The following is a 19,881-nucleotide window of genomic DNA, read 5'->3' as shown; positions in this document are numbered from 1 at the left end:
CCGCGCGGGGCGTGCCCCGTCAGGGGCGGGAGGAACTGCGCGCTCAGCCGGAGCGCTCCCGCAGGTCACCACCCGCCCCGGCGGGGCAGTCCGGCTGTTCCCGGACCACCGGCCGGTGGGAGGTTGCCCGCGCAGTTCCTCCCCCAGCCAACGCTGGGAGGTGCCCCCAGCGCCCCTACGGGGCACAAGCCTTGCGCCAGGCGCGGCCTCAGGGGGCCGCGTCCTCAAAGATCGGCTCGCCGCACGGCGACAGGTGGGCGCACGGGGGGCAAAAAGATCGGCGCACCGTCGGGAGGGTGCGGGACCCTCGGACGGTGCGCCGTGCTGGCGGAAGCGACCCTCTAGCGGCCACCCTGCTGCTCGTCGCGGCGGCGCTGCCACCGCTCCTCGATCCGGTCCATGACCTTGCCCCGCTTGGCCTGGTTGCGGCGGCTGAGCCGCCGGCCGGGTGTGCCGGGGGCACTGGGAGCCCCGGCGGCGGGCGCCGCCTCGCCCGGCTTGCCCGCCTTGCGCCAGCCGGTGACGGCCAGCACCGCACAGGCCAGCATGACCAGGAAGCCCACCACACTGATCCAGGGCTGCTTGGCGATCATGCCGCCCATGAGCAGCGCGATACCGACCAGGAAGCCCGCCACCGACTGGTAGACACGCCGCCTGGTGTACGTGCGCAGCCCACTTCCCTCAAGCGCCGACGCGAACTTGGGATCTTCGGCGTACAGCGCTCGCTCCATCTGCTCGAGCATGCGCTGCTCGTGCTCCGAGAGCGGCACGGAGTCCTCCTACTCGTCGGTCGCAGGGGGGCGACCGGTCCGACCCTTTCAGGATAGGCAGGGATTCGCCCCCATGAAACCCGCCCCACTACGCCAATCCGACGGGGGCTTCATTCCCCGTCCGCCGTTACGTCATGCCAGCATACGGTCAGCAATGGCGGTACGGGGGGCCTGTGACCGACTACTCCGGCCGGTGGCGGGGGCGGGTGAAGCGGAAGAGGTCCTTCCGGGGTCTCGCGGGGTCCGTCAGCCGCGCTCGCCGAGGACGTGGAGCTGGGTGGCCACCGAGTGGAATCCGGGCTCCTCCGCCGCTGCCAGCTCCAGCCGCAGCAGCGCCTCCAGGGCACCCGGCTCGGTGTCGACCAGGACGCCGGGGACGAGGTCGGCGAAGACCCTGATGCCGTGGACGGCGGCGGCCCGCAGGCCCGCGTCGGTGACCAGCCGGGTGAGCTGGTCCGCGGTGTAGCGGCGGGGCAGCGAATCGCCGTCGCCCCATCGGCCGTCCGGGTCACCGAGGGCGTGCTGGGCCTCCGCGAAGTGCCCGGCGAGGGCGCGGGCCAGTACGGCGCCGCCGCGGCCCGCCGCGAGCAGGCTGAGGGCGCCGGAGGGCCGGAGCGCTCCGACCACGTTGCGCACGGCCTCCGCCGGGTCGTCCACGTACTCCAGGACGCCGTGGCACAGCACCATGTCCCAGCTCGCGCGGGGCACGATGTCGGGCAGCCCGTGGGCGTCGCCCTGGACGGCGCTGACCCGGTCGGTGACCCCGGCCTCGGCGGCTCGCCGCTCCAGTGCGAAGAGCGCGTCGGGGCTGGGGTCGACGACGGTGACGCGGTGGCCGAGCCGGGCGACGGGCACCGCGAAGTTGCCGGTGCCGCCGCCGGTGTCCAGGACGTCGAGTGCCGCCGTGTCCGCGGTCTTGGCCCGCCGTTCGAGAGCGTCCTTGAGGACCTCCCACACCACGGCGGTACGCAGACTGGCACGGGGGCGCATCGGGTCCACCCCTCCTTGACGGGACATGGCGCGCGGCTCCTCGCAGGGGCTGGTCACATCGGGCGGCTCCACTCTAGAGCCCCCGGCCGAGGCGTGGCCGCCGCGCGCGGCCGGGTGTCAGTTGGCGCGCTTGCGGGGTGGCTCCGCGGCCGCGGGGGCCGGGATCAGGGGCGGCTTGCCCGCGAGCGGGGGCTGGAGGAGCAGCATGCGCTCCACCAGGCGCAGGAACATGGTCGCTGCGCGCAGCAGGTCGTCGGCGTCGCGGGGGCCCGCGGCTCCGGCTATGCCGGCCTCGGCGCGGGCCCTGCGGGCCGCGCCCGCCTCGAACAGGGCGCTCCACTCGGCCAGTTCGGGCGCGACCTCGGGCAGCACCTCCCAGGCGGTGCGTATCCGCTGGCGGCGGCGCGGGGCGGGCTCGGGTCGGCCGCGTACCGCGAGCACCGCGGCGGCGGTGCGCAGGGCGGCGAGGTGGGCGGTGGCGTAGCGCTCGTTCGGAGTCTCCAGGACGGCGGCCTCTTCGAGGCCGAGGTGCGCCTGGGTGAGCAGGTCAAGGGCGGCGGGTGACGCGGTGGCGCGGCGCAGCACAGGATGGATGTCGCTTACGGGAGCTGCCATGGCGAGCCTCCTTTCTCCATGCCACCCATAGTGGGGGCTACCACTGACAATCGGTCCTGACCTGGGGTAACGCCCGAAAACGGGACATTCGCGGGGTGGCCGGAATCCGCCGGGTGAACGTGCCCGGTGAACATGCCGGACGCCGGACAGGCAGAATCGGCACCATGACCACCGCACGACGCCAGGCCACTCGTCAGAAGCTGTACGAGGCCGCCGTCACCCTCATCGCCGAACAGGGCTTCTCCGCCACCACGGTCGACGAGATCGCCGAACGGGCCGGGGTCGCCAAAGGCACCGTCTACTACAACTTCGCCAGCAAGAACGACCTGTTCGAGGAGTTGCTGCGGCACGGCGTGGGTCTGCTGACCGTCTCACTGCGCGAGGCCGCGCAGGACGCGGAGGCCAAGGGCGGCGGCAAGGTCGACGCGCTGGACGCGATGATCCACGCGGGGCTCGACTTCATCGTGCGCTACCCGTCCTTCACGCAGCTCTACGTGGCCGAGCTGTGGCGCACCAACCGCACCTGGCAGGACACGCTGATGATCCTGCGTCAGGAGGCGGTGGCGGTGGTCGAGAAGGTGCTGGGCGAGGCCGTGGCGGCGGGTGAGCTGAACGACGAGATCGACGTACCGCTGACGGCGTCCGCGCTGTTCGGGATGGTGCTGGTCGCCGCGCTGGACTGGCAGGCGTTCCAGCCGGAGCGCGGTATCGACGAGGTGCACGCGGCGCTGTCCCGGCTGCTCCAGGGCCGGGTCGGCGGGCGTTCGGCGCGCCAGTGAGCGGTCCGCGGGTGCGCTGTTCTGGCAGGGTCCGGTCCCCCGCCGGTCCGTGCCAGAACAGCGCCTCCCCCGTGCGCCCCCCGTTCACGTACGGACCGGTGTACTTCCGCCGCCCCGTGTCGGCGGTTCTGGCACCGAAGCCCGTCCGCGGTCCCCACTCTTCCGGTTTCCCGGCCGACGCCCCATCCGCGAACGTACTCAACCGCGCGTCTAGGTACGGATACTCATGACCGCGCGATTTCGCTCAGTGACAGTGGGCGGGGTTCGCTAGAGTCCCGCGCATGTCCGTACTTCCGCTGGTCTTCACCAGCGGCTGGGCGAGCGGGATCAACGCCTACGCCGTCGTGCTGCTGCTCGGTGTGATGGGCCGGGCGGGTATCACCGACGAGGTGCCGCTCTCGCTCCAGCGCACCGATGTGCTGCTGATCGCGGCTGCCCTGTTCCTCTGCGAGGCGGTGGCCGACAAGATCCCTTACGTGGACTCGGCGTGGGACGCCGTGCACACGGTGATCAGGCCGGTCGCGGGCGCGGTGGTGGCGGCGCTGCTGGCCGGGCAGTCGGGTTCGCTGTCGGAGCTGGCGGCGGGCGCGGTCGGCGGGTCCACGGCGCTGGCCAGCCATCTGGTGAAGGCGGGCACGAGGCTGGCGGTGAACACCTCGCCCGAGCCCGCGAGCAATATCGTGGTCAGCCTCGCCGAGGACCTGGGCGTCGCGAGCATCGTCACCTTCGCGCTCTTCCATCCGCTGCCCGCCGCGATCATCGCGGCGGTGCTGCTGGTGCTCGGCATGACCGTCGTGCTCCTGCTGCTGTCCCGGATCCGGCGCGCGCTGCGCCGCCGCAGGGAGCGCAGGGAGCGCAAGAACCGCGACGGCACCCCGGCGCCCACCTGAGAGCCTGTCGGGTGGCCTTCGATACAGTCCCTGCCATGGCACGGATTGCGGTGATCGGCGCGGGTATGGGCTCGCTGGCGGCGGCGGCCAGGCTCGCCATCGGCGGCCACCGGGTGGTGGTGCACGAGCGGTCGGCGACGTACGGCGGCGGTGTGGGCCGGGTCGAGAGGGACGGTTTCGCCTTCGACACCGGCCCCGGTCTCCTGCTGCTGCCCGCCGTGCAGCGCGATCTGTTCGTCAAGACCGGCCGGGAGTCGCTCGAACAGTCCGTGGGTCTGGTGCAGGCCGATCCGGCGGCCCGCCACGTCTTCGCCGACGGTACGGATCTGACGCTGCCCAACGCGTCGCGCTCCGGGGTCATGGAGGCGCTGGACGGCGCTCTGGGCGCCGGAAGCGGCGAGCGGTGGAGCGAGGTCATGCTGCGCGCCCGGGAGGCCTGGGAGGCCACCCGAAGGCCCCTCCTGGAGGACGCGGTGTCCGAGGCGACCGCCGCGCTGCGCGAGGACCCGTATCCGGCGGCCGGGCGGCGCGGTCTGCTGCGGCGCGCGGCGCGGGCGCGGACCCTGTCCGCCGTCGCGGACGGCGAGTTGCGCGACCTCCGGCTGGCCGCGCTGCTGGAGAGCTATCCGCTCGACTACGGCCTCGACCCGCGCACCGCTCCCGCCTCCGCGACCGTACTGGCGTATGTGGAGCAGACCTTCGGGGTCTGGTACGTGCCCGGCGGGCTGCGAGCGCTGGCGGACGCGGTGTACGCGCGCTGCCTGGCGCGGAAGGTGGAGTTCCGGTTCGGCTCCGAGGTCACCGGGGTGCTGGAGAAGGACGGCCGCGCCGCCGGGGTGCAACTGGCCGAGGGCGGTACGGCGGAGGCGGAATTCGTGGTGGCGGGCGCGCCGCTGCCCGCCCTCTACCGGGACCATGTGCTGCCCTGGGAGTACGAGGACGAGTGGCCCGACTGGGGCCCGCCGCACCCGCGGGGCGTCCTCACCGTCCACCTGGCGCTGCGCGGCGCGCGCCCGGCCGACGCCGTGCACCGTACGGTCGTGCACGCCCCGGACCGCGAGCGCGCGCTGGCCTGGGCATTCGACTCCCCCGGAGCGCGGGACGCCGTCCCCACGGTGACGGTGCTGCGGCCCGACGACCCCGCGCTGCGCCCGGACGACGGGCACGAGGCGGTCACCGTACGGGTGACCGTGCCGCCGCACGGCAGGGGCGGCCTGGACTGGACGGCTCCCGGCGCCGCCGACGCCGTCGCCGAACGGGCGGTGGCCGCCGCCGCGGCGGCCGTACCGGGCCTGCGGGAGCGGGAGTTGTGGCGGATCGTCAGGACGCCGGCGGACACCGAGCGGGAGACCGGCGCGCCGGGCGGCTCGGTCCCCGCCCCGTCGCTCGCGGGCGCGCACGGCTCACTGCTGCGCTCCCCCAACGCCGACGGCCTGCCGGGGCTCTACCGGGTCGGCGGCTGGGCCCATCCGGGCGGCGGGCTGCCGCACGCGGGCATGTCGGGCGCGATCGTGGCGGACCTGATCATGGGCGGGCCCGGCGGCAGCCGGTGAACGGGCGTGCGCCGCGCGCTCGTTGACGGCTCGCTTGACGGACTCCCGTCCGCCGCCCGCCTCTTGCCGCCCCCGTTACCGCCGCGAAGATCCTTAAGCGGACCACCGCCCGGATTCAACCGATCGGACGGAAAAGCCCGGTGGGCGCTCCGGGGGCGCGCGGTGGCCGCCTAGCGTGAACGGTGGCCCGTGATCACCGAGCGGAAGGCCGTACGAAGCATGCCGCAGCCCTTCGAACTCCCGCAGTTCTACGTGCCGTATCCGGCGCGGCTCAACCCCCACCTGGAACGGGCCAGGGAGCACTCCAAGGCGTGGGCCCGCGAGATGGACATGATCGAGGGCTCAGGGATCTGGGACGAGGCGGACTACGACGCCCACGACTACGCGCTGCTGTGCGCGTACACCCATCCCGACGCGTCGGGTCCCGAACTGGACCTGGTCACCGACTGGTACGTGTGGGTGTTCTTCTTCGACGACCACTTCCTGGACATCTTCAAGCGCAGCCAGGACATGCAGGGCGCGAAGGCGTACCTGGACCGGCTGCCCGCCTTCATGCCGGTGGATCTCGGACAGCCGGTGCCGGAGCCGACCAACCAGGTCGAGGCGGGGCTCGCGGACTTGTGGGCGCGCACGGTGCCGACGATGTCGCAGGACTTCAGGGAGCGGTTCCACGAGAGCACGTACTACCTGCTGGAGGAGTCCCTCTGGGAGCTGTCCAACATCAACGCGGGCCGGGTCTCGAATCCGATCGAGTACATCGAGATGCGCCGCAAGGTGGGCGGCGCGCCCTGGTCGGCGAATCTGATCGAGCACGCGGCGGGCGCCGAGGTACCGGCGCGGATCGCCGGGAGCCGTCCGATGCGGGTGCTGCGCGACTGCTTCGCGGACAGCGTGCACCTGCGCAACGACCTGTTCTCGTACCAGCGGGAGATCGAGGACGAGGGCGAACTCTCCAACGCCGTCCTGGTCCTTGAGCGGTTCCTCGATCTGACCGCCCAGCAGGCAGCGGACCGGGTGAACGACCTGCTGACCTCGCGGCTGCACCAGTTCGAGCACACCGCGTTCACCGAAGTGGAGCCGCTGTTCGGGCAGTTCGGCCTGACCCCGCAGGAACGTCTCGGCGTCTTCGCGTACGTCAAGGGACTCCAGGACTGGCAGTCGGGCGGCCACGAGTGGCACATGCGCTCCAGCCGGTACATGAACGGCGCGGACGGCAGTTCCCGCGCGGTGGGCGCGGGCGCCGGTATCGGCGGCGGCGCGATCGGGGGGCCGACGGGCCTGGGCACCTCGGCCGCGCAGATCCTGCACTCGCTGGCCGCGACCTTGCCCCAGCGCGCCCGGTCCTTCTCGCACGCCCCGCACCAGCGCACCGGCACGGTCCGGCGCGCCGAGATCCACATGCCGTTCGAGACCACGCTCAGCCCGCATCTGGACACCGCCCGGCGGCACAACATGGAGTGGGGCCGGGCGATGGGCATCCTCGGCGCGGAGCCCGGCTTCCCCGTCCCCGGCGGGCTGTGGAACGAACGCAAGCTCGCCGACTACGACTTCGCGCTGTGCGCGGCGGGCATCCACCCGGCCGCCTCGCCGGAGGAGCTGAGCCTCACCACGGACTGGCTGACCTGGGGCACCTACGGCGACGACTACTACCCGCTGGTCTTCGGCCGGTCCCCCGACACCGGAGCGGCCCGGCTGGCCACCGAGCGGTTCAAGCTGTTCATGCCGCTGGGCGACGAGCCGGCGCCCACGCCGGTGAGCGCGCTGGAGCGGGGTCTCGCGGATCTGTGGCGGCGCACCGCGGGCCCGATGTCCCCTGACGCGCGGGGCAAATTCCGCTTCGCCGTCGAGGACATGTGCGAGAGCTGGCTGTGGGAGCTGGCCAACCAGAAGCAGAACCGGGTGCCGGACCCGGTCGACTACATCGAAATGCGCCGCAAGACCTTCGGCTCCGACCTGACGATGAGCCTGTCGCGGATCGGCCACGGTGACGCACTGCCGGACGCCGTCTACCGCTCGCGCCCCGTGCAGTCCATGGAGGTGGCCGCCGCCGACTTCGCCTGCCTGCTCAACGACGTGTTCTCGTACCGCAAGGAGATCGAGTTCGAGGGGGAGATCCACAACGCGGTGCTCGTCGTGCAGAATTTCCTGGACTGCTCGCCGCAGGAGGCGATGGACGTGGTCGGGGATCTGATGGCCGCGCGGATGCAGGAGTTCCAGCACATCACCGAGAACCAACTGCCCACGCTCTTCGAGGAGTTCGCACTCGACGACGCGGCGCGCGAGGTGCTGCTCGGCTACGCGCAGGAGCTGCGCGACTGGCTTGCGGGCATCCTCACCTGGCACGAGGGCTGCCACCGCTACGAGGAGGAGACGCTGCGGCGGGACTTCCCGCACGTGGCCGCGGTGCTGCCCGCCCAGACCTGGGCCGCGCCCAACGGCCTGGGCACGGCGGCGGCCCGGCTGCCGTCACTGCTGCACGCGGCCCGCACCCAGGCCGGGTAGCGGGCCGGCTTAGGGCCGGGCAGCGTTCCGGGCAGCGGGCCGAACTCTCAGTAGCGGTAGGGGTCGTACGGGTCGGCGTACTGCGGCTCCTGCTCCTGCTCCTGCTGGGGCGGTTGCTGCTGCTCGTACGGCGACTGGTACTGCTGCTGGGGGATGTACGGCTGCGCCTGCGGGTCGGGCTGCTGCTGGTACGGGTAGCCAAACGGGTCGCTGCCCAGCGGCTGTTGCTCCTGCTCCTGCTGACCGCCGTAGGTCTCGTACTGCGGCTGCGGTTGGGGCTGCGGATACGGGTACGGGTAGGGCTCGCCGCCGCTGGCCGGGGTGTCGTAGCCGTAGGGGGCGGGGGCGGGTTCCTGGTAGGCGCCCGGGTCGTAGCCGTACTCGTGGCCGCCCCAGCCGGACTGGTCGGAGCCGTCGCCGGCGTAGGAGGCCGCCGCGGGCTGGGGTTCGCCGCCCCAGCCCGCATAGCCCTGCGCGCCGTACCCCTCGTAGCCGCCGCTGGTGTACGGGTCGGGGGTGTACGTCGACTGGCCGTCGTAGACCGGGTATTCGCCACTGTCCTCGTGCATCGGGACCGGCTGGTAGATCTGGCCGGAGTCCAACGGCCGCCCGCCGCCGAACAGATCGGGCTCGTCCGCGTCGAGTTCGTCGCGCGGACCCGGCTGCCGGGCGGCGGCGAATTCCTCCGGGTACTCCTCCTCGACCGGGCTGACCTCCAGCACCGGCTCGGTCACCCCGCCCTTCCTGCGGCGGCGGCTGGAGCCGGGACGCCCGCCGAGCGCCCAGCCGGTGGAGAAGCCGCGCTTGTAGGAAAGCGTCACGAAGGACTGGCCCGCGCCGAAGGCGAGCGCACCGAGCACGATGATGATCACATTGCGCTGGGACACGCCGACGACCACGCCCAGGAACCCGGCGAAGGCCAGTACGCGATAGCGCAGCCGCGCCTTGTACTGGAGCAGCACCTCACCGAGCAGCCACAGCGCGACGATTCCGAAGGCGACGTACAGCACCGAGTAGCCCATGCGCCCACTTCCTTAACTGGACCGAGCCGACTGTACCGAGCCGGTCACGTCCGCTGGTGCAGACCGAGGTTCTCGTAGATCTCCAGCGACGCTGTCGAGTGGTTAAGAGTAATGAAGTGCAGCCCCGGAATGTCCTCCGCCATCAGACGGCGGCACATCTCGGTGGTGAACTCGATGCCGATCGCCCGGACCGCGACCGGGTCGTCCTGCACCGCGAGGATGCGTTCCGCCAGGTCGGAGGGGAAGGGGGCGTTGCCGAGCTGCGCGAAACGCTCGATCTGCCGGACGTTGGTGACCGGCATGACCTCGGGAATGATCGGGGTGCTGCACCCCGCCGCGTCGACCCGGTCGCGCAGCCGCAGGTAGCCCTCCGCGTCGAAGAACATCTGCGTGATGGCGAAGTCGGCGCCCGCGCGGCACTTGTCCAGGAAGTGCCGGGTGTCCTCGGCCGGGTCGGTGGAGCGCGGGTGCATCTCGGTGAACGCGGCCACGCCGACGCAGAAGTCGCCGGACTCCTTGATCAGCCGGACCAGCTCCGCCGCGTACGTCAGGCCCTCCGGGTGCGGCACCCACTCCGCGAGCGGGTCGCCCGGCGGGTCGCCGCGCACAGCAAGGATGTTGCGGATTCCGGCGTCCGCGTACTGCCCGATGATGTTGCGCAGCTCGGCCACCGAGTGGTTCACGGCCGTGAGGTGCGCGCACGGGGTCAGCGTCGTGTCCGACACGATCCGGTCCGTGGCCCGCACCGTGCCCTCCCGCGAGGAGCCGCCCGCGCCGTAGGTCACCGACACGAACGTGGGGCCGACCGCCTCGATCCTGCGGATCGCGTTCCACAGCGTCCGCTCGCCCTTCTCCGTCCTCGGCGCGGCGAATTCGAACGAGTACGAGCGCTCGCCCCGCGCCAGGAGCTCACGGATCGTGATCGCCCGGTCTGTTCGCGTGGAAGGTGTCCCCAAAGCCATGCCTTGAAGGCTAGCCCCGGCTGGCCACCGTCCGTAACCGGACGGGGCGATATGACCTTGTACGTCCATTTCCTGGCCACCGGCGGTCCACGGATTGGACACCGAGTGGGCTTGGCGCCCATGCCCGCGCCTTCCGCAGGGCTCGCGCCCCGTCAGGGCACGGTGAAGCCACCTTCCCCTCGCGCGGGACCCTGCTTCTCCCGGGGCGCGGCCCCGGGCGGTTCCTCTGCCGGGGGCAGCACACCGTGTAGTGAGGGGCGCGGCCCCGGGCGGCCTCCTTGCACTGGGCGGCACACCGTGCAGTTGGGGGCGCTGGGGGCACCTCCCGGCCGAAGGTTGGGGGAGGAACTGCGCGCTCAGCCACGGCGGTGGCGCGCCTTTGAGAACCGGATCCAGCGGGACAGATGCCGTTGTTCCCGGGCTGACAGCCCGGTGGGGGCGGGCCGCGCTGTTCCCCGCGCCCCTGAAAGGCACCCACCTGTGCAAGGTGAGCGGGCGGGGGCCGCGCCCCGAAAGATCGGCTTGCCGCCTGCGGCAGAGGACCGTCCAGGGGCCGGGCCCTGGGGATGCTCACCGCCTGGGTGTCAGGCGAGGGCGGCGCGGAGGGCCGAGGCGGCGGCGGCGGGGTCGGCGGCTTCGGTGAGGGCGCGGACGACGACGACGCGGCGGGCACCGGCGGCGCGGACCTGGGAGATGTTGGCGAGGGAGATGCCGCCGATGGCGAACCAGGGCCGGTCGGTCGTGAGCCCGGCGGCGTGTCGGACGAGGTCGAGCCCCGGGGCGGGACGCCCAGGCTTGGTGGGGGTGGGCCAGACGGGCCCGGTGCAGAAGTAGTCGGCGCCGGGCTCCACGGCGGCGGCGTCCACCTCGGAAGGGGCATGGCAGGAGCGCCCGATGAGCACCTCGTCGCCGAGGATGGCGCGCGCGGCCGGGACCGGCAGGTCACCCTGACCGAGGTGCAGGACGTCGGCCCGGGCCGCGTGCGCCACGTCGGCGCGGTCGTTGACCGCGAGGAGCTTGCCGTGCCTGCGGCAGGCCTCGGCGAGGACGGCGAGGGCCGCCAGTTCGGCCCCCGCCTCGATGCCCTTGTGCCGGAGCTGGATGACGTCCACCCCGCCGCTCAGTGCCGCGTCCGCGAACTCGGCGAGGTCGCCGCGCTCGGTCCTGGCGTCGGTGCACAGATAGAGCCGGGCGGCGGCGAGCCGGTCACGGGCGGTGCCCACGGCGGTGGCGGCGGCGGTGGTCGTCATGCGGGCGTTTCCCCCTGAGGCGTACGGGTTACACGGCGAGCGCCTGCGCTCGGCGCTTCACCTCGGTCCCGCGATTCTCGCGCAGCGCCTGGGCGGGGGTGCCGGGGAGGCTCGGGTCGGGCGTGAAGAGCCATTCCAGCGCCTCATCGTCCGAGAACCCGTCGTCCTTGAGCACGGTGAGCGTGCCGGACAGGCCCTTGGTGATGGCGCCTTCGCCGACGAAGTCCGCGGGCACCATGAGCACCTTGTTCTCACCGCGGCGGACCGCGATGAGCTGGCCCTCCTTGATGAGGGGGCGAATCCGGGTGATGTCGAGTCCGAGCCGCTCCGCGACCTCGGGCAGCGTGAGCCACGAGGGGACGAGAGCGTCAATGTGTGCGTCAACCGACGAGAAAACAGTCACAGGACAAGGGTGCCACCCGCCGCCGACAACCGCTGCGGCACTGCGCCGTTAGCGGGACGCGCCGCTCAGCGCAGGGCCGCCGACTTGAGCTGCACCGCCGGGTCGGCGGCGAGCGCCGGGTCCAGCACCGCCGCGCGGGCGACCAGCTTGCGGGCCTGCGCCAGGTCCCGCGGCCGGTCCACGGCCAGCAGCGCGGCCAGGGCGCCGCCGCGCAGCCAGCACACCGACCAGGACGGGCTCGCCGGGTCGCCGCGCAGCAGCATCGTGTCGGCGCCCGTGTGGTGCCCTGCGTACTGCACGAAGCGGCCGAACTGCTCGGACCAGAAGTACGGCACCGGGTCGTACGCCTCGTCGCCGCCGAGGACGTTCGCGGCGGCGGTCCGCGGGCCCTGCACGGCGTTGTCCCAGTGGTGGATGAGCAGCCGCTCGCCGTAGCGCGCGGACGGGAACGACGCGCAGTCGCCGACGGCGTACACGTCGGACGCGGTGGTGCGCAGCCGGTCGTCGGCGAGCACGGCGCCGTCCTGGCCGAGGCCGACGCCGGAACCGGCCAGCCAGCCGGTGGCGGGCCTGGCGCCGATGCCGACCACGACGGCCGCGGCGGGCAGCCTGGTGCCGTCGGCGAGCACCACGGCGCCGGGTTCGACCTCGGCGACGGGCGTGCCGGTGAGCAGCCGTACCCCGGCGTCGGCGTACCAGGCCCTCATGTGGCCGGTGATGGTCGCGGGCAGCGCGCCGGAAAGCGGCCGGTCCGCGGCCTCCACGACGGTCACCTCGCAGCCCGCCTGCCGCGCCGCGGTGGCGAATTCGGCGCCGATCCAGCCCGCGCCGACCACCACGACGTCCTTTTGGGCGTCCAGCACCGGGCGCAGGGCCGCCGCGTCGTCCAGGGTGCGCAGCAGGTGGACGCCGGGCAGGCCCGCCGTGCCGGGCAGCGCCACGGGGTAGGCGCCGGTCGCGACGACGAGACGGCCGTAGCGCAGGCCGCCCTTGTCGGTGACGACCTCGTGGTCACCGGGCCGCAGCCCCTGCGCCCGTACGCCCAGGCGCAGATCCACGTCCAGGGCGTCGAAGTCGACGTCGAAGCGGACGTCGGTGTCCTCGCCCGCCGTGCCGAGCAGGACCGCCTTCGACAGCGGCGGGCGGTCGTACGGAGGGTGCGGCTCGTCGCCGATCAGCACGATGCCGTCCCGCCAGCCCTGCTCGCGCAGGCAGACCGCCGTCTGCACCCCGGCCATCCCGGCCCCGACAATCACGACGTCGTTCACATGATTCACGGTAGTCGGTACGGGCCGCCGACGACGCCGGGCCACCCCCGGGCAGCGGGCGGGGATATGGTGTCGGGGCCAGAGAACACGCGGGAGCCCGGACGCACCGGGCTGAGAGGGCGGCTGGACGGCCGCCGACCGTACGAACCTGATCCGGGTCATTCCGGCGAAGGGAGGGCGGTATTCGATGGGTACACCTGAACCGACGGCGCCGAGCGAACCGGCGGCCTCGACGGCCGCGCCGCAGAGCTCGCGCGCGGCGGCGTCGTACGACGTCCTGGTGGTGGGCGGCGGCGTCATCGGCCTGGTCACCGCCTGGCGGGCGGCGCAGCGCGGCCTGCGGACCGCCGTGGCCGACCCGGACCCCGGCGGCGGCGCGGCGCGGGTGGCGGCGGGCATGCTGGCCGCGGTCACCGAATCGCAGTACGGCGAGCAGACGCTGCTGGACCTCAATCTGGCGTCGGCGCGCCGATACCCGGATTTCGTGGCCGAGTTGACCGAGGCGACCGGCCTCGACGTCGGCTTCCGCGCCTGCGGCACCCTGACCGTCGCGCTGGACGCCGACGACCGCGCGCACCTGCGCGATCTGCACGCCTTCCAGACCTCGCTGGGCCTGCCCTCGGAGTGGCTGAGCGGCCGGGACTGCCGCCGCCTCGAACCGCTGCTCGCCCCCGGTGTCCGCGGCGGACTGCGGGTGGACGGCGACCACCAGGTCGACCCGCGCCGTCTCGCCACGGCGCTGCTGCGGGCCGCGGAGCTGGCCGGTGTGGTCCTGCACCGCTCGGCGGTGGCCCGCGTCGAGATCTCGGGCGGCCGGGCCGTCGGCGCGCTGCTCGACGACGGTACGGCGGTCACGGCCGGTCGTACGGTGCTGGCCGCGGGCAGCGACAGCGGCCGGATCGCGGGCGTGCCCGAGGCCGCGCTGCCGCCGGTACGGCCGGTGAAGGGGCAGATCCTGCGGCTGCGCATCCCGCCGGGCCACGCGCCGTTCCTGTCCCGTACGGTCCGGGCGGTGGTACGCGGCAGCCATGTGTACCTGGTGCCGCGCGAGAACGGGGAGCTGGTACTCGGCGCGACCAGTGAGGAGTTGGGCTGGGACACCACGGTGACCGCGGGCGGGGTCTACGAACTCCTTCGGGACGCGCACGAGTTGGTGCCCGGCATCACCGAACTGCCACTCACCGAGACCCTGGCGGGCCTGCGGCCGGGGTCCCCGGACAACGCCCCGCTCCTCGGCCGCGGCGCGCTGGACGGCCTGCTGGTGGCCACCGGCCACCACCGCAACGGCGTGCTGCTCACCCCGATCACCGGCGACATCATGGCGGAGGCGCTGGTCACGGGCGAACTGCCCGCGTACGCGCGGCCGTTCGCCGCTTCCCGCTTCGCGGCCGTCCCGGTGCCCGTTTTCCCGGTGCCCGCTCCCCCGGCCGCCGCCGCGCGTGAGGAGCAGACCGTATGACGATCACGGTCCTGGTGAACGGCGAGCGCCGCTCCCTGCCCGCGCCCCTCGCCCTCGACGCCCTGGTGGCCGACCTCACCCCGGCCACCTCCGGCGTGGCCGCCGCACTCAACGAGACTGTCGTCCCGCGCACCCGGTGGGCGGCGACGCCGCTGTCCGACGGTGATCGCGTGGAAATCCTCACCGCCGTGCAGGGGGGCTGAGGGATGACGACTTCCGCTGTCGACGTCAGCGACCCGTTGCGGATCGGGGACGCCGTCTTCTCCTCGCGGCTGATCATGGGGACCGGCGGGGCGCCGAGCCTGGAGGTCCTGGAGCAGGCGCTGCTCGCGTCCGGTACGGAGCTGACCACCGTCGCCATGCGGCGGCTCGACCCCACGACGAAGGGGTCGGTGCTGTCGGTGCTGCGGCGGCACGGCATCCGTGTGCTGCCCAACACCGCCGGGTGCTTCACGGCCGGTGAGGCCGTGCTGACCGCGCGACTGGCGCGCGAGGCCCTCGGCACCGACTGGGTGAAACTGGAAGTCATCGCGGACGAGCGGACGTTGCTGCCCGATCCGGTCGAACTCCTCGACGCCGCCGAGACGTTGGTGGACGACGGCTTCACGGTGCTGCCGTACACCAGCGACGATCCGGTGCTGGCGCGGAAGCTGGAGGATGTGGGGTGCGCGGCGATCATGCCGCTCGGGTCGCCGATCGGGTCGGGGCTCGGGATCCGCAACCCGCACAATTTTCAACTCATCGCCGAGCGGGCCGGTGTTCCCGTGGTCCTCGACGCCGGGGCGGGGACGGCGTCCGACGCCGCGCTCGCCATGGAACTCGGGTGCGCCGCCGTCATGCTGGCCTCGGCCGTCACGCGGGCGCGGCAGCCGGTTCTCATGGCCGAGGGCATGCGTCACGCCGTTTCGGCCGGGCGCCTGGCCTTTCGTGCCGGGCGTATCCCCCGCCGCCACTTCGCCCTCCCCTCCTCCCCGCCCGAAGGTCTCCCCTCCCTCGACCCCGAGCGCCCCGCCTTCTAGGCCCCGGGCCCGCGTCCACTGTGCACAGGACGTGCCCCCCGCGCCCCTTGAAGGATCGGCCCGCCGCCCTTCGGGAAGGGCCGTACAGGGGCGGAGCCCCGAGGAAGGGCACCCACCTGCGCAAGGTGGGCGTGCGGCGCCGCACCCGGGCAAGGGGACGGGAGGTCACGGAAGCGTTGCGGCACGCAACAGGTGGGGTACAGACCGGGCGCGCAGCGCCGTTCGGAACATTCCGGCCTCGTAGAATCGGCGATCGTGGACACGACCGTGCAGGACCCGCTCGTCGGGCAGACGCTCGACCGCCGTTACCGGGTCGAGGCGCGCATCGCTGTCGGGGGGATGGCCACGGTGTACAGGGCCGTGGACACCCGCCTCGACCGGGTGCTCGCGCTCAAGGTGATGCACCCGGCCCTGGCGACCGACACCGGCTTCGTCGAGCGCTTCATCCGCGAGGCCAAAGCCGTGGCGAAGCTGGCGCACCCGAATGTCGTCGGGATGTTCGACCAGGGCGCCGACGGCACCTACGTGTACCTGGCCATGGAGTACGTGGCCGGCTGCACGCTGCGTGACGTGGTGCGCGAGCGCGGGGCGCTCCAGCCGCGGGCGGCGCTGGACATCATGGAGCCGGTGCTGGCGGCGCTCGGCGCCGCGCACCGCGCGGGCCTGGTCCACCGTGACATGAAGCCGGAGAATGTGCTGATCGGGGACGACGGCCGCGTCAAGGTCGCCGACTTCGGCCTGGTCAGAGCGGTGGACACCCAGACCAGCGCATCGACCGGCTCGCTGCTGGGCACCGTCTCGTACCTCGCCCCCGAGCAGATCGGGCACGGCGTGGTCGACCAGCGCACGGATGTGTACGCGTGCGGGGTCGTGCTGTACGAGACGCTGACCGGCCGCAAGCCGTACGACGGGACGACGCCCGCGCAGGTGATGTTCCAGCACCTCAACGAGGACGTGCCCGCCCCGTCCTCGGTCGTCGCCGGTCTGGCACCCGCGCTGGACGCCCTGGTGGCGCGGGCCGCCTGCCGTGACCCACGGGGCAGGCCCGCGGACGCCGTGGATCTGCTGGCCGAGGTGCGCGACGTGCGGGCGGCGCTGACCCCGGCGCAGCTGGACCGCGAGCCCGCGGACACCATCGGCGAGATGAGCGGCGCCGGGTCCGAGGACCCGACCAGCGTCGTCCACCGCTATCCGTCGGCGGCCTTCGCGTCGGAGCCGATGCCCGCGGCCGCGCCGCCGGTACCGGCGGCGGCCGACAGCGGCGAGCTGAACCGTACGAGCAGGCTGCTGCTGCCGCCCCCGCCGCCCGAGGAGCCGCCCGCGGGTCCTCGGCAGCCGCGGCGGCGGGGCCGCGGGGACGGTGCGCCGCGGCGGCGCGGGCCGCTGGCGGTGGTGCTGGCGCTGCTGGTGCTGCTCGGGGTCGGCGCGGGCGTCTGGTACATCAGCGACGGGCAGTTCACGAAGGTGCCCGCGGTGCTGGCGCTGTCGCAGGCCGACGCGGAGAAGAAGCTGGACGCGGCGGGGCTGCGCGCGAAGGTGACGCGGGATTTCTCGATCACGGTGCCGCGCGGCAAGGTGATCTCGACGGATCCGGGTCCCGGCAAGCGCGTCCGGGACAACGGCACGGTGACGCTGACGGTCTCCAAGGGCCCGCAGCAGGTCCAGGTGCCCGACGTCCGGGGCAAGCCTCTGGAGACCGCGCGCAAGGAGCTGAAGGACGCGGGTCTGACGCCCGGCACGGTGGCCCAGGAGTTCAGCGAGGACGTGCCCCGCGGTCAGGTGGTCTCCACCGACCCCGCCAGCGGCATCCGGCGGGCGCCCGACACCCCGGTGGCGATCAAGGTGTCGCGCGGGGCTCCGGTCGACGTGCCGGACGTGATCGGCGACTCGGTCACCGACGCGCAGCAGCAACTCGAGGACGCGGGTCTGAAGGTCGTCCTGGCGCCGGACAAGGTGTTCTCCGACGTCGCGGACAAGGACAAGGTCGCGCTGGCGTCCCCCGAGGTGGGGACGCAGGTCGGCACCGGCGACACGGTGACGATCACCGTGTCCAAGGGCCAGCAGCAGTTCGACGTGCCGGGCGTGACGGGCAAGAAGAAGGACGAGGCCAAGCAGATCCTCCAGGACGCGGGCTTCGACGTCCGGGTGATCACCGTGTTCTTCGGCGACACCGTCTTCAGCCAGTCCCCCGACGGCGGCGGGCAGGCGCCCAAGGGCGCGACGATCACCATCTGGGTACGCTGATGCGCGTGGCGATGGACGAACCGACGGACGCGGCGGGCTGATGCGGTCGCGCAATCCGGTGGGCAGCCATGTGCCGGTGGCCGGCGGGCTGGCCACCGTGGGGCTGGGGTACGCGGAGCGGATCGGCGCGGAGACCGTCCAGGTCTTCGCGGCCAATCCGCGCGGCTGGGCGACCCCGCCCGGCAGCCCTGCCCAGGACGAGGAGTTCCGGACGCGCTGCGCGGAGCTGGACCTGCCCGCGTACGTGCACGCGCCGTATCTGATCAACTTCGGCTCGCACACCGAGGCGACGGTGGACCGCTCGGTGGAGTCGCTGCGGCACTCGCTGCGCCGGGCGCGGGCGATCGGCGCGCTGGGCGTGGTGGTGCACACCGGCTCGGCGACCGGCGGCACGACCCGCGAGGTGGCGCTGGCGCAGGTGCGCGAGCGGGTACGGCCGCTGCTGGACGAGCTGACGCACGACGACGACCCGTGGCTGCTGCTGGAACCGACGGCGGGGCAGGGCTCCTCGCTGTGCTCGCTGGTCGCGGACCTGGGCCCGTACATGGCGGCGCTCGACCGGCATCCCCGGCTCGGGGTGTGCCTGGACACCTGTCACGCCTTCGCGGCGGGGCACGACATGGCGTCGCCCGGCGGGATGACGGCGATGCTGGACGAGCTGGCGGCGACGGCGGGCGAGGGGCGGCTGCGGCTGGTGCACGCCAACGGCAGCAAGGACGTGTGCGGGGCGCGCAAGGACCGGCACGCGAACATCGACGCGGGCCATCTGGGCGCGGAGCCGTTCCGCGAGCTGCTGCGGCATCCCGCGACGGAGGGCGTGCCGCTGGTCATCGAGACGCCGGGCGGGCCCGAGAGGCACGCGTCGGACGTGAAGCTGCTGAAGGAGCTGCGCGGATAGGGGCCGTTCCCGGCCCCTCAGGAATACCCCTAGGGGGTATGCGGTTGTGCTGACCGCAGGGCACCGCACGCACTTCCTGAGGACGGGGACATCCCATGGCGTACGAGCACGCGGCACACGACCACGCAGCGCACGATCAGGCAGCGCACGACCACGCGGCGCACGCGCACCACGGCGGCAGCGGCGGCGGGGCGGGCTGGCGGACGGCCGCCCAGGCAACCCTGCACTGCCTCACCGGCTGCGCCATCGGCGAGGTCCTCGGCATGCTGATCGGCACGGCACTCGGCTGGGACAACGTGCGGACGATGCTGCTGGCGATCGTGCTGGCCTTTGCCTTCGGCTACTCGCTCACCATGCGCGGGGTGCTGCGCGCGGGCCTGGACCCGCGCTCCGCGCTGCGGGTGGCGCTCGCCGCCGACACCGTGTCGATCATCTTCATGGAGCTGGCCGACAACGGCACGATCCTGGTCTTCCCCGGCGCCATGGACGCGACCTTGGCCGACGCCCTGTTCTGGGTGAGCCTGGCGCTCTCCTTCGTGGTGGCCTTCGCCGTCACGACCCCGGTCAACAAGTGGCTGATCGGGCGGGGCAAGGGACACGCGGTGGTGCACCAATACCACCACTGAGCCGCTACAGCTCGGGCCCGTCGCCCGGCTCCTCCTGGTACGAGTAGCGCTGCTCGCTCCAGGGGTCACCGAGGTTGTGATAGCCGCGCTCCTCCCAGAAGCCGCGGCGGTCCGCCGTCATGTACTCCACGCCGCGGACCCATTTGGGGCCCTTCCAGGCGTAGAGGCCGGGGACGACGAGGCGGACCGGAAATCCGTGTTCCGCGGTGAGGGGTTCGCCGCCCTTATGGGTCGCGAATATCGACTTGTCGTCGATGAAGTCCTCGATCCGCAGATTCGAGCTGAATCCGTATTCGGCCCACACCATCACATGCGTGACGTCGTCCGCGGGCGGCGCCAGTTTCAGCACGGTATCGGTGGAAACCCCGCCCCATTCGATGCCGAGCATCGAGAACTTCGTGACGCAGTGGAAGTCGGCGACGACCGTGGCATACGGCAGCGCGGAGAACTCCTCGTGGTTCCAGCAGGTCTTGCCGTTGTCGGCGGTCGCGCCGAAGACCCGGAACTCCCAGCGGTCCGCTGTGAAACGGGGTACGGGGCCGTAGTGCGTGACCGGCCAGCCCCGCTGGATCCGCTGCCCCGGAGGAAGCTCCCCCGTCTGGCGTTCGGACTGACCCATGTCTCCATGGTG

The 19,881-nt window shown here is 72.9% G+C and carries 19 protein-coding genes and 1 riboswitch; of the genes, 10 read left to right on the top strand and 9 right to left on the bottom strand.

The window, feature by feature from the left end; all coding sequences use genetic code 11:
* Positions 1-341: 341 nt before the first annotated feature.
* The 3 genes from ACFZBB_RS20595 to ACFZBB_RS20585 all read right to left on the bottom strand — a co-directional run bounded on the left by ACFZBB_RS20595 (position 342) and on the right by ACFZBB_RS20585 (position 2,375).
* Positions 342-770, bottom strand: coding sequence for a DUF3040 domain-containing protein (locus ACFZBB_RS20595; protein ID WP_391124231.1), 429 nt, complete (start codon positions 768-770; stop codon positions 342-344).
* Positions 771-1,016: 246 nt separating this feature from the next.
* Entirely contained in the window at positions 1,017-1,787 is a 771-nt protein-coding gene (locus tag ACFZBB_RS20590; protein WP_391124228.1) for a methyltransferase domain-containing protein, read from the bottom strand.
* A gap of 90 nt (positions 1,788-1,877) precedes the next feature.
* Complete coding sequence (locus ACFZBB_RS20585; protein WP_391124225.1) at positions 1,878-2,375, bottom strand: SAV_6107 family HEPN domain-containing protein; 498 nt, start codon at positions 2,373-2,375, stop codon at positions 1,878-1,880.
* Between the two features lie 164 nt (positions 2,376-2,539).
* On the opposite strand from ACFZBB_RS20585, the gene ACFZBB_RS20580 reads away from it, so the two are divergent.
* From ACFZBB_RS20580 to ACFZBB_RS20565, 4 genes are all read left to right on the top strand, one after another.
* Entirely contained in the window at positions 2,540-3,154 is a 615-nt protein-coding gene (locus tag ACFZBB_RS20580) for a TetR family transcriptional regulator (RefSeq protein ID WP_391124222.1), read from the top strand.
* Positions 3,155-3,435: 281 nt separating this feature from the next.
* Complete coding sequence (locus ACFZBB_RS20575; protein ID WP_391124218.1) at positions 3,436-4,044, top strand: DUF4126 family protein; 609 nt, start codon at positions 3,436-3,438, stop codon at positions 4,042-4,044.
* Between the two features lie 35 nt (positions 4,045-4,079).
* Positions 4,080-5,597: an FAD-dependent oxidoreductase gene (locus tag ACFZBB_RS20570; protein WP_391124215.1), complete on the top strand. Its 1,518-nt coding sequence runs from the start codon at positions 4,080-4,082 to the stop codon at positions 5,595-5,597.
* A 219-nt stretch (positions 5,598-5,816) separates the two neighbouring features.
* Entirely contained in the window at positions 5,817-8,099 is a 2,283-nt protein-coding gene (locus tag ACFZBB_RS20565; RefSeq protein WP_391124212.1) for a germacradienol/geosmin synthase, read from the top strand.
* Positions 8,100-8,146: 47 nt separating this feature from the next.
* On the opposite strand, the gene ACFZBB_RS20560 is transcribed toward ACFZBB_RS20565, so the two are convergent.
* From ACFZBB_RS20560 to ACFZBB_RS20540, 5 genes are all read right to left on the bottom strand, one after another.
* Entirely contained in the window at positions 8,147-9,121 is a 975-nt protein-coding gene (locus ACFZBB_RS20560; protein ID WP_391124209.1) for a hypothetical protein, read from the bottom strand.
* Between the two features lie 44 nt (positions 9,122-9,165).
* A complete protein-coding gene (gene metF, locus ACFZBB_RS20555; protein WP_391124206.1) occupies positions 9,166-10,083 on the bottom strand; it encodes a methylenetetrahydrofolate reductase [NAD(P)H] in 918 nt (305 codons plus the stop codon).
* A gap of 584 nt (positions 10,084-10,667) precedes the next feature.
* Entirely contained in the window at positions 10,668-11,333 is a 666-nt protein-coding gene (gene thiE / locus ACFZBB_RS20550) for a thiamine phosphate synthase (protein WP_391124202.1), read from the bottom strand.
* Positions 11,334-11,361: 28 nt separating this feature from the next.
* On the bottom strand, positions 11,362-11,736 hold the full coding sequence (locus tag ACFZBB_RS20545; RefSeq protein ID WP_355334168.1) for an Rv2175c family DNA-binding protein: 375 nt from the start codon (positions 11,734-11,736) through the stop codon (positions 11,362-11,364).
* 65 nt (positions 11,737-11,801) lie between these two features.
* The gene (locus tag ACFZBB_RS20540; RefSeq protein ID WP_391124714.1) at positions 11,802-12,974 is read right to left on the bottom strand and encodes an FAD-dependent oxidoreductase; all 1,173 of its coding nucleotides are present in this window, start codon (positions 12,972-12,974) and stop codon (positions 11,802-11,804) included.
* Positions 12,975-13,083: 109 nt separating this feature from the next.
* A riboswitch (TPP riboswitch) is annotated at positions 13,084-13,196 on the top strand.
* On the opposite strand from ACFZBB_RS20540, the gene thiO reads away from it, so the two are divergent.
* From thiO to ACFZBB_RS20510, 6 genes are all read left to right on the top strand, one after another.
* A complete protein-coding gene (thiO, locus tag ACFZBB_RS20535) occupies positions 13,192-14,463 on the top strand; it encodes a glycine oxidase ThiO (protein ID WP_391124199.1) in 1,272 nt (423 codons plus the stop codon). Its footprint overlaps the riboswitch before it by 5 nt.
* Entirely contained in the window at positions 14,460-14,666 is a 207-nt protein-coding gene (thiS, locus tag ACFZBB_RS20530) for a sulfur carrier protein ThiS (protein ID WP_391124197.1), read from the top strand. The genes thiO and thiS overlap by 4 nt, the downstream gene beginning before the upstream one ends.
* A 3-nt stretch (positions 14,667-14,669) precedes the next feature.
* The gene (locus tag ACFZBB_RS20525) at positions 14,670-15,482 is read left to right on the top strand and encodes a thiazole synthase (protein WP_391124194.1); all 813 of its coding nucleotides are present in this window, start codon (positions 14,670-14,672) and stop codon (positions 15,480-15,482) included.
* A gap of 255 nt (positions 15,483-15,737) precedes the next feature.
* Positions 15,738-17,726: a Stk1 family PASTA domain-containing Ser/Thr kinase gene (gene pknB, locus ACFZBB_RS20520; protein WP_391124191.1), complete on the top strand. Its 1,989-nt coding sequence runs from the start codon at positions 15,738-15,740 to the stop codon at positions 17,724-17,726.
* Between the two features lie 40 nt (positions 17,727-17,766).
* Complete coding sequence (locus tag ACFZBB_RS20515) at positions 17,767-18,624, top strand: deoxyribonuclease IV (RefSeq protein WP_391124188.1); 858 nt, start codon at positions 17,767-17,769, stop codon at positions 18,622-18,624.
* A gap of 95 nt (positions 18,625-18,719) precedes the next feature.
* A complete protein-coding gene (locus ACFZBB_RS20510) occupies positions 18,720-19,250 on the top strand; it encodes a DUF4396 domain-containing protein (RefSeq protein ID WP_391124185.1) in 531 nt (176 codons plus the stop codon).
* A 4-nt stretch (positions 19,251-19,254) separates the two neighbouring features.
* On the opposite strand, the gene ACFZBB_RS20505 is transcribed toward ACFZBB_RS20510, so the two are convergent.
* Entirely contained in the window at positions 19,255-19,869 is a 615-nt protein-coding gene (locus ACFZBB_RS20505) for a molybdopterin-dependent oxidoreductase (RefSeq protein WP_391124182.1), read from the bottom strand.
* Between the last annotated feature and the right edge of the window lie 12 nt (positions 19,870-19,881).

The sequence above is a fragment of the Streptomyces sp. NPDC008139 genome (genome assembly GCF_042957025.1).
Classification (GTDB): domain Bacteria; phylum Actinomycetota; class Actinomycetes; order Streptomycetales; family Streptomycetaceae; genus Actinacidiphila.
This window is presented reverse-complemented; position numbering and strand designations above follow the sequence as displayed.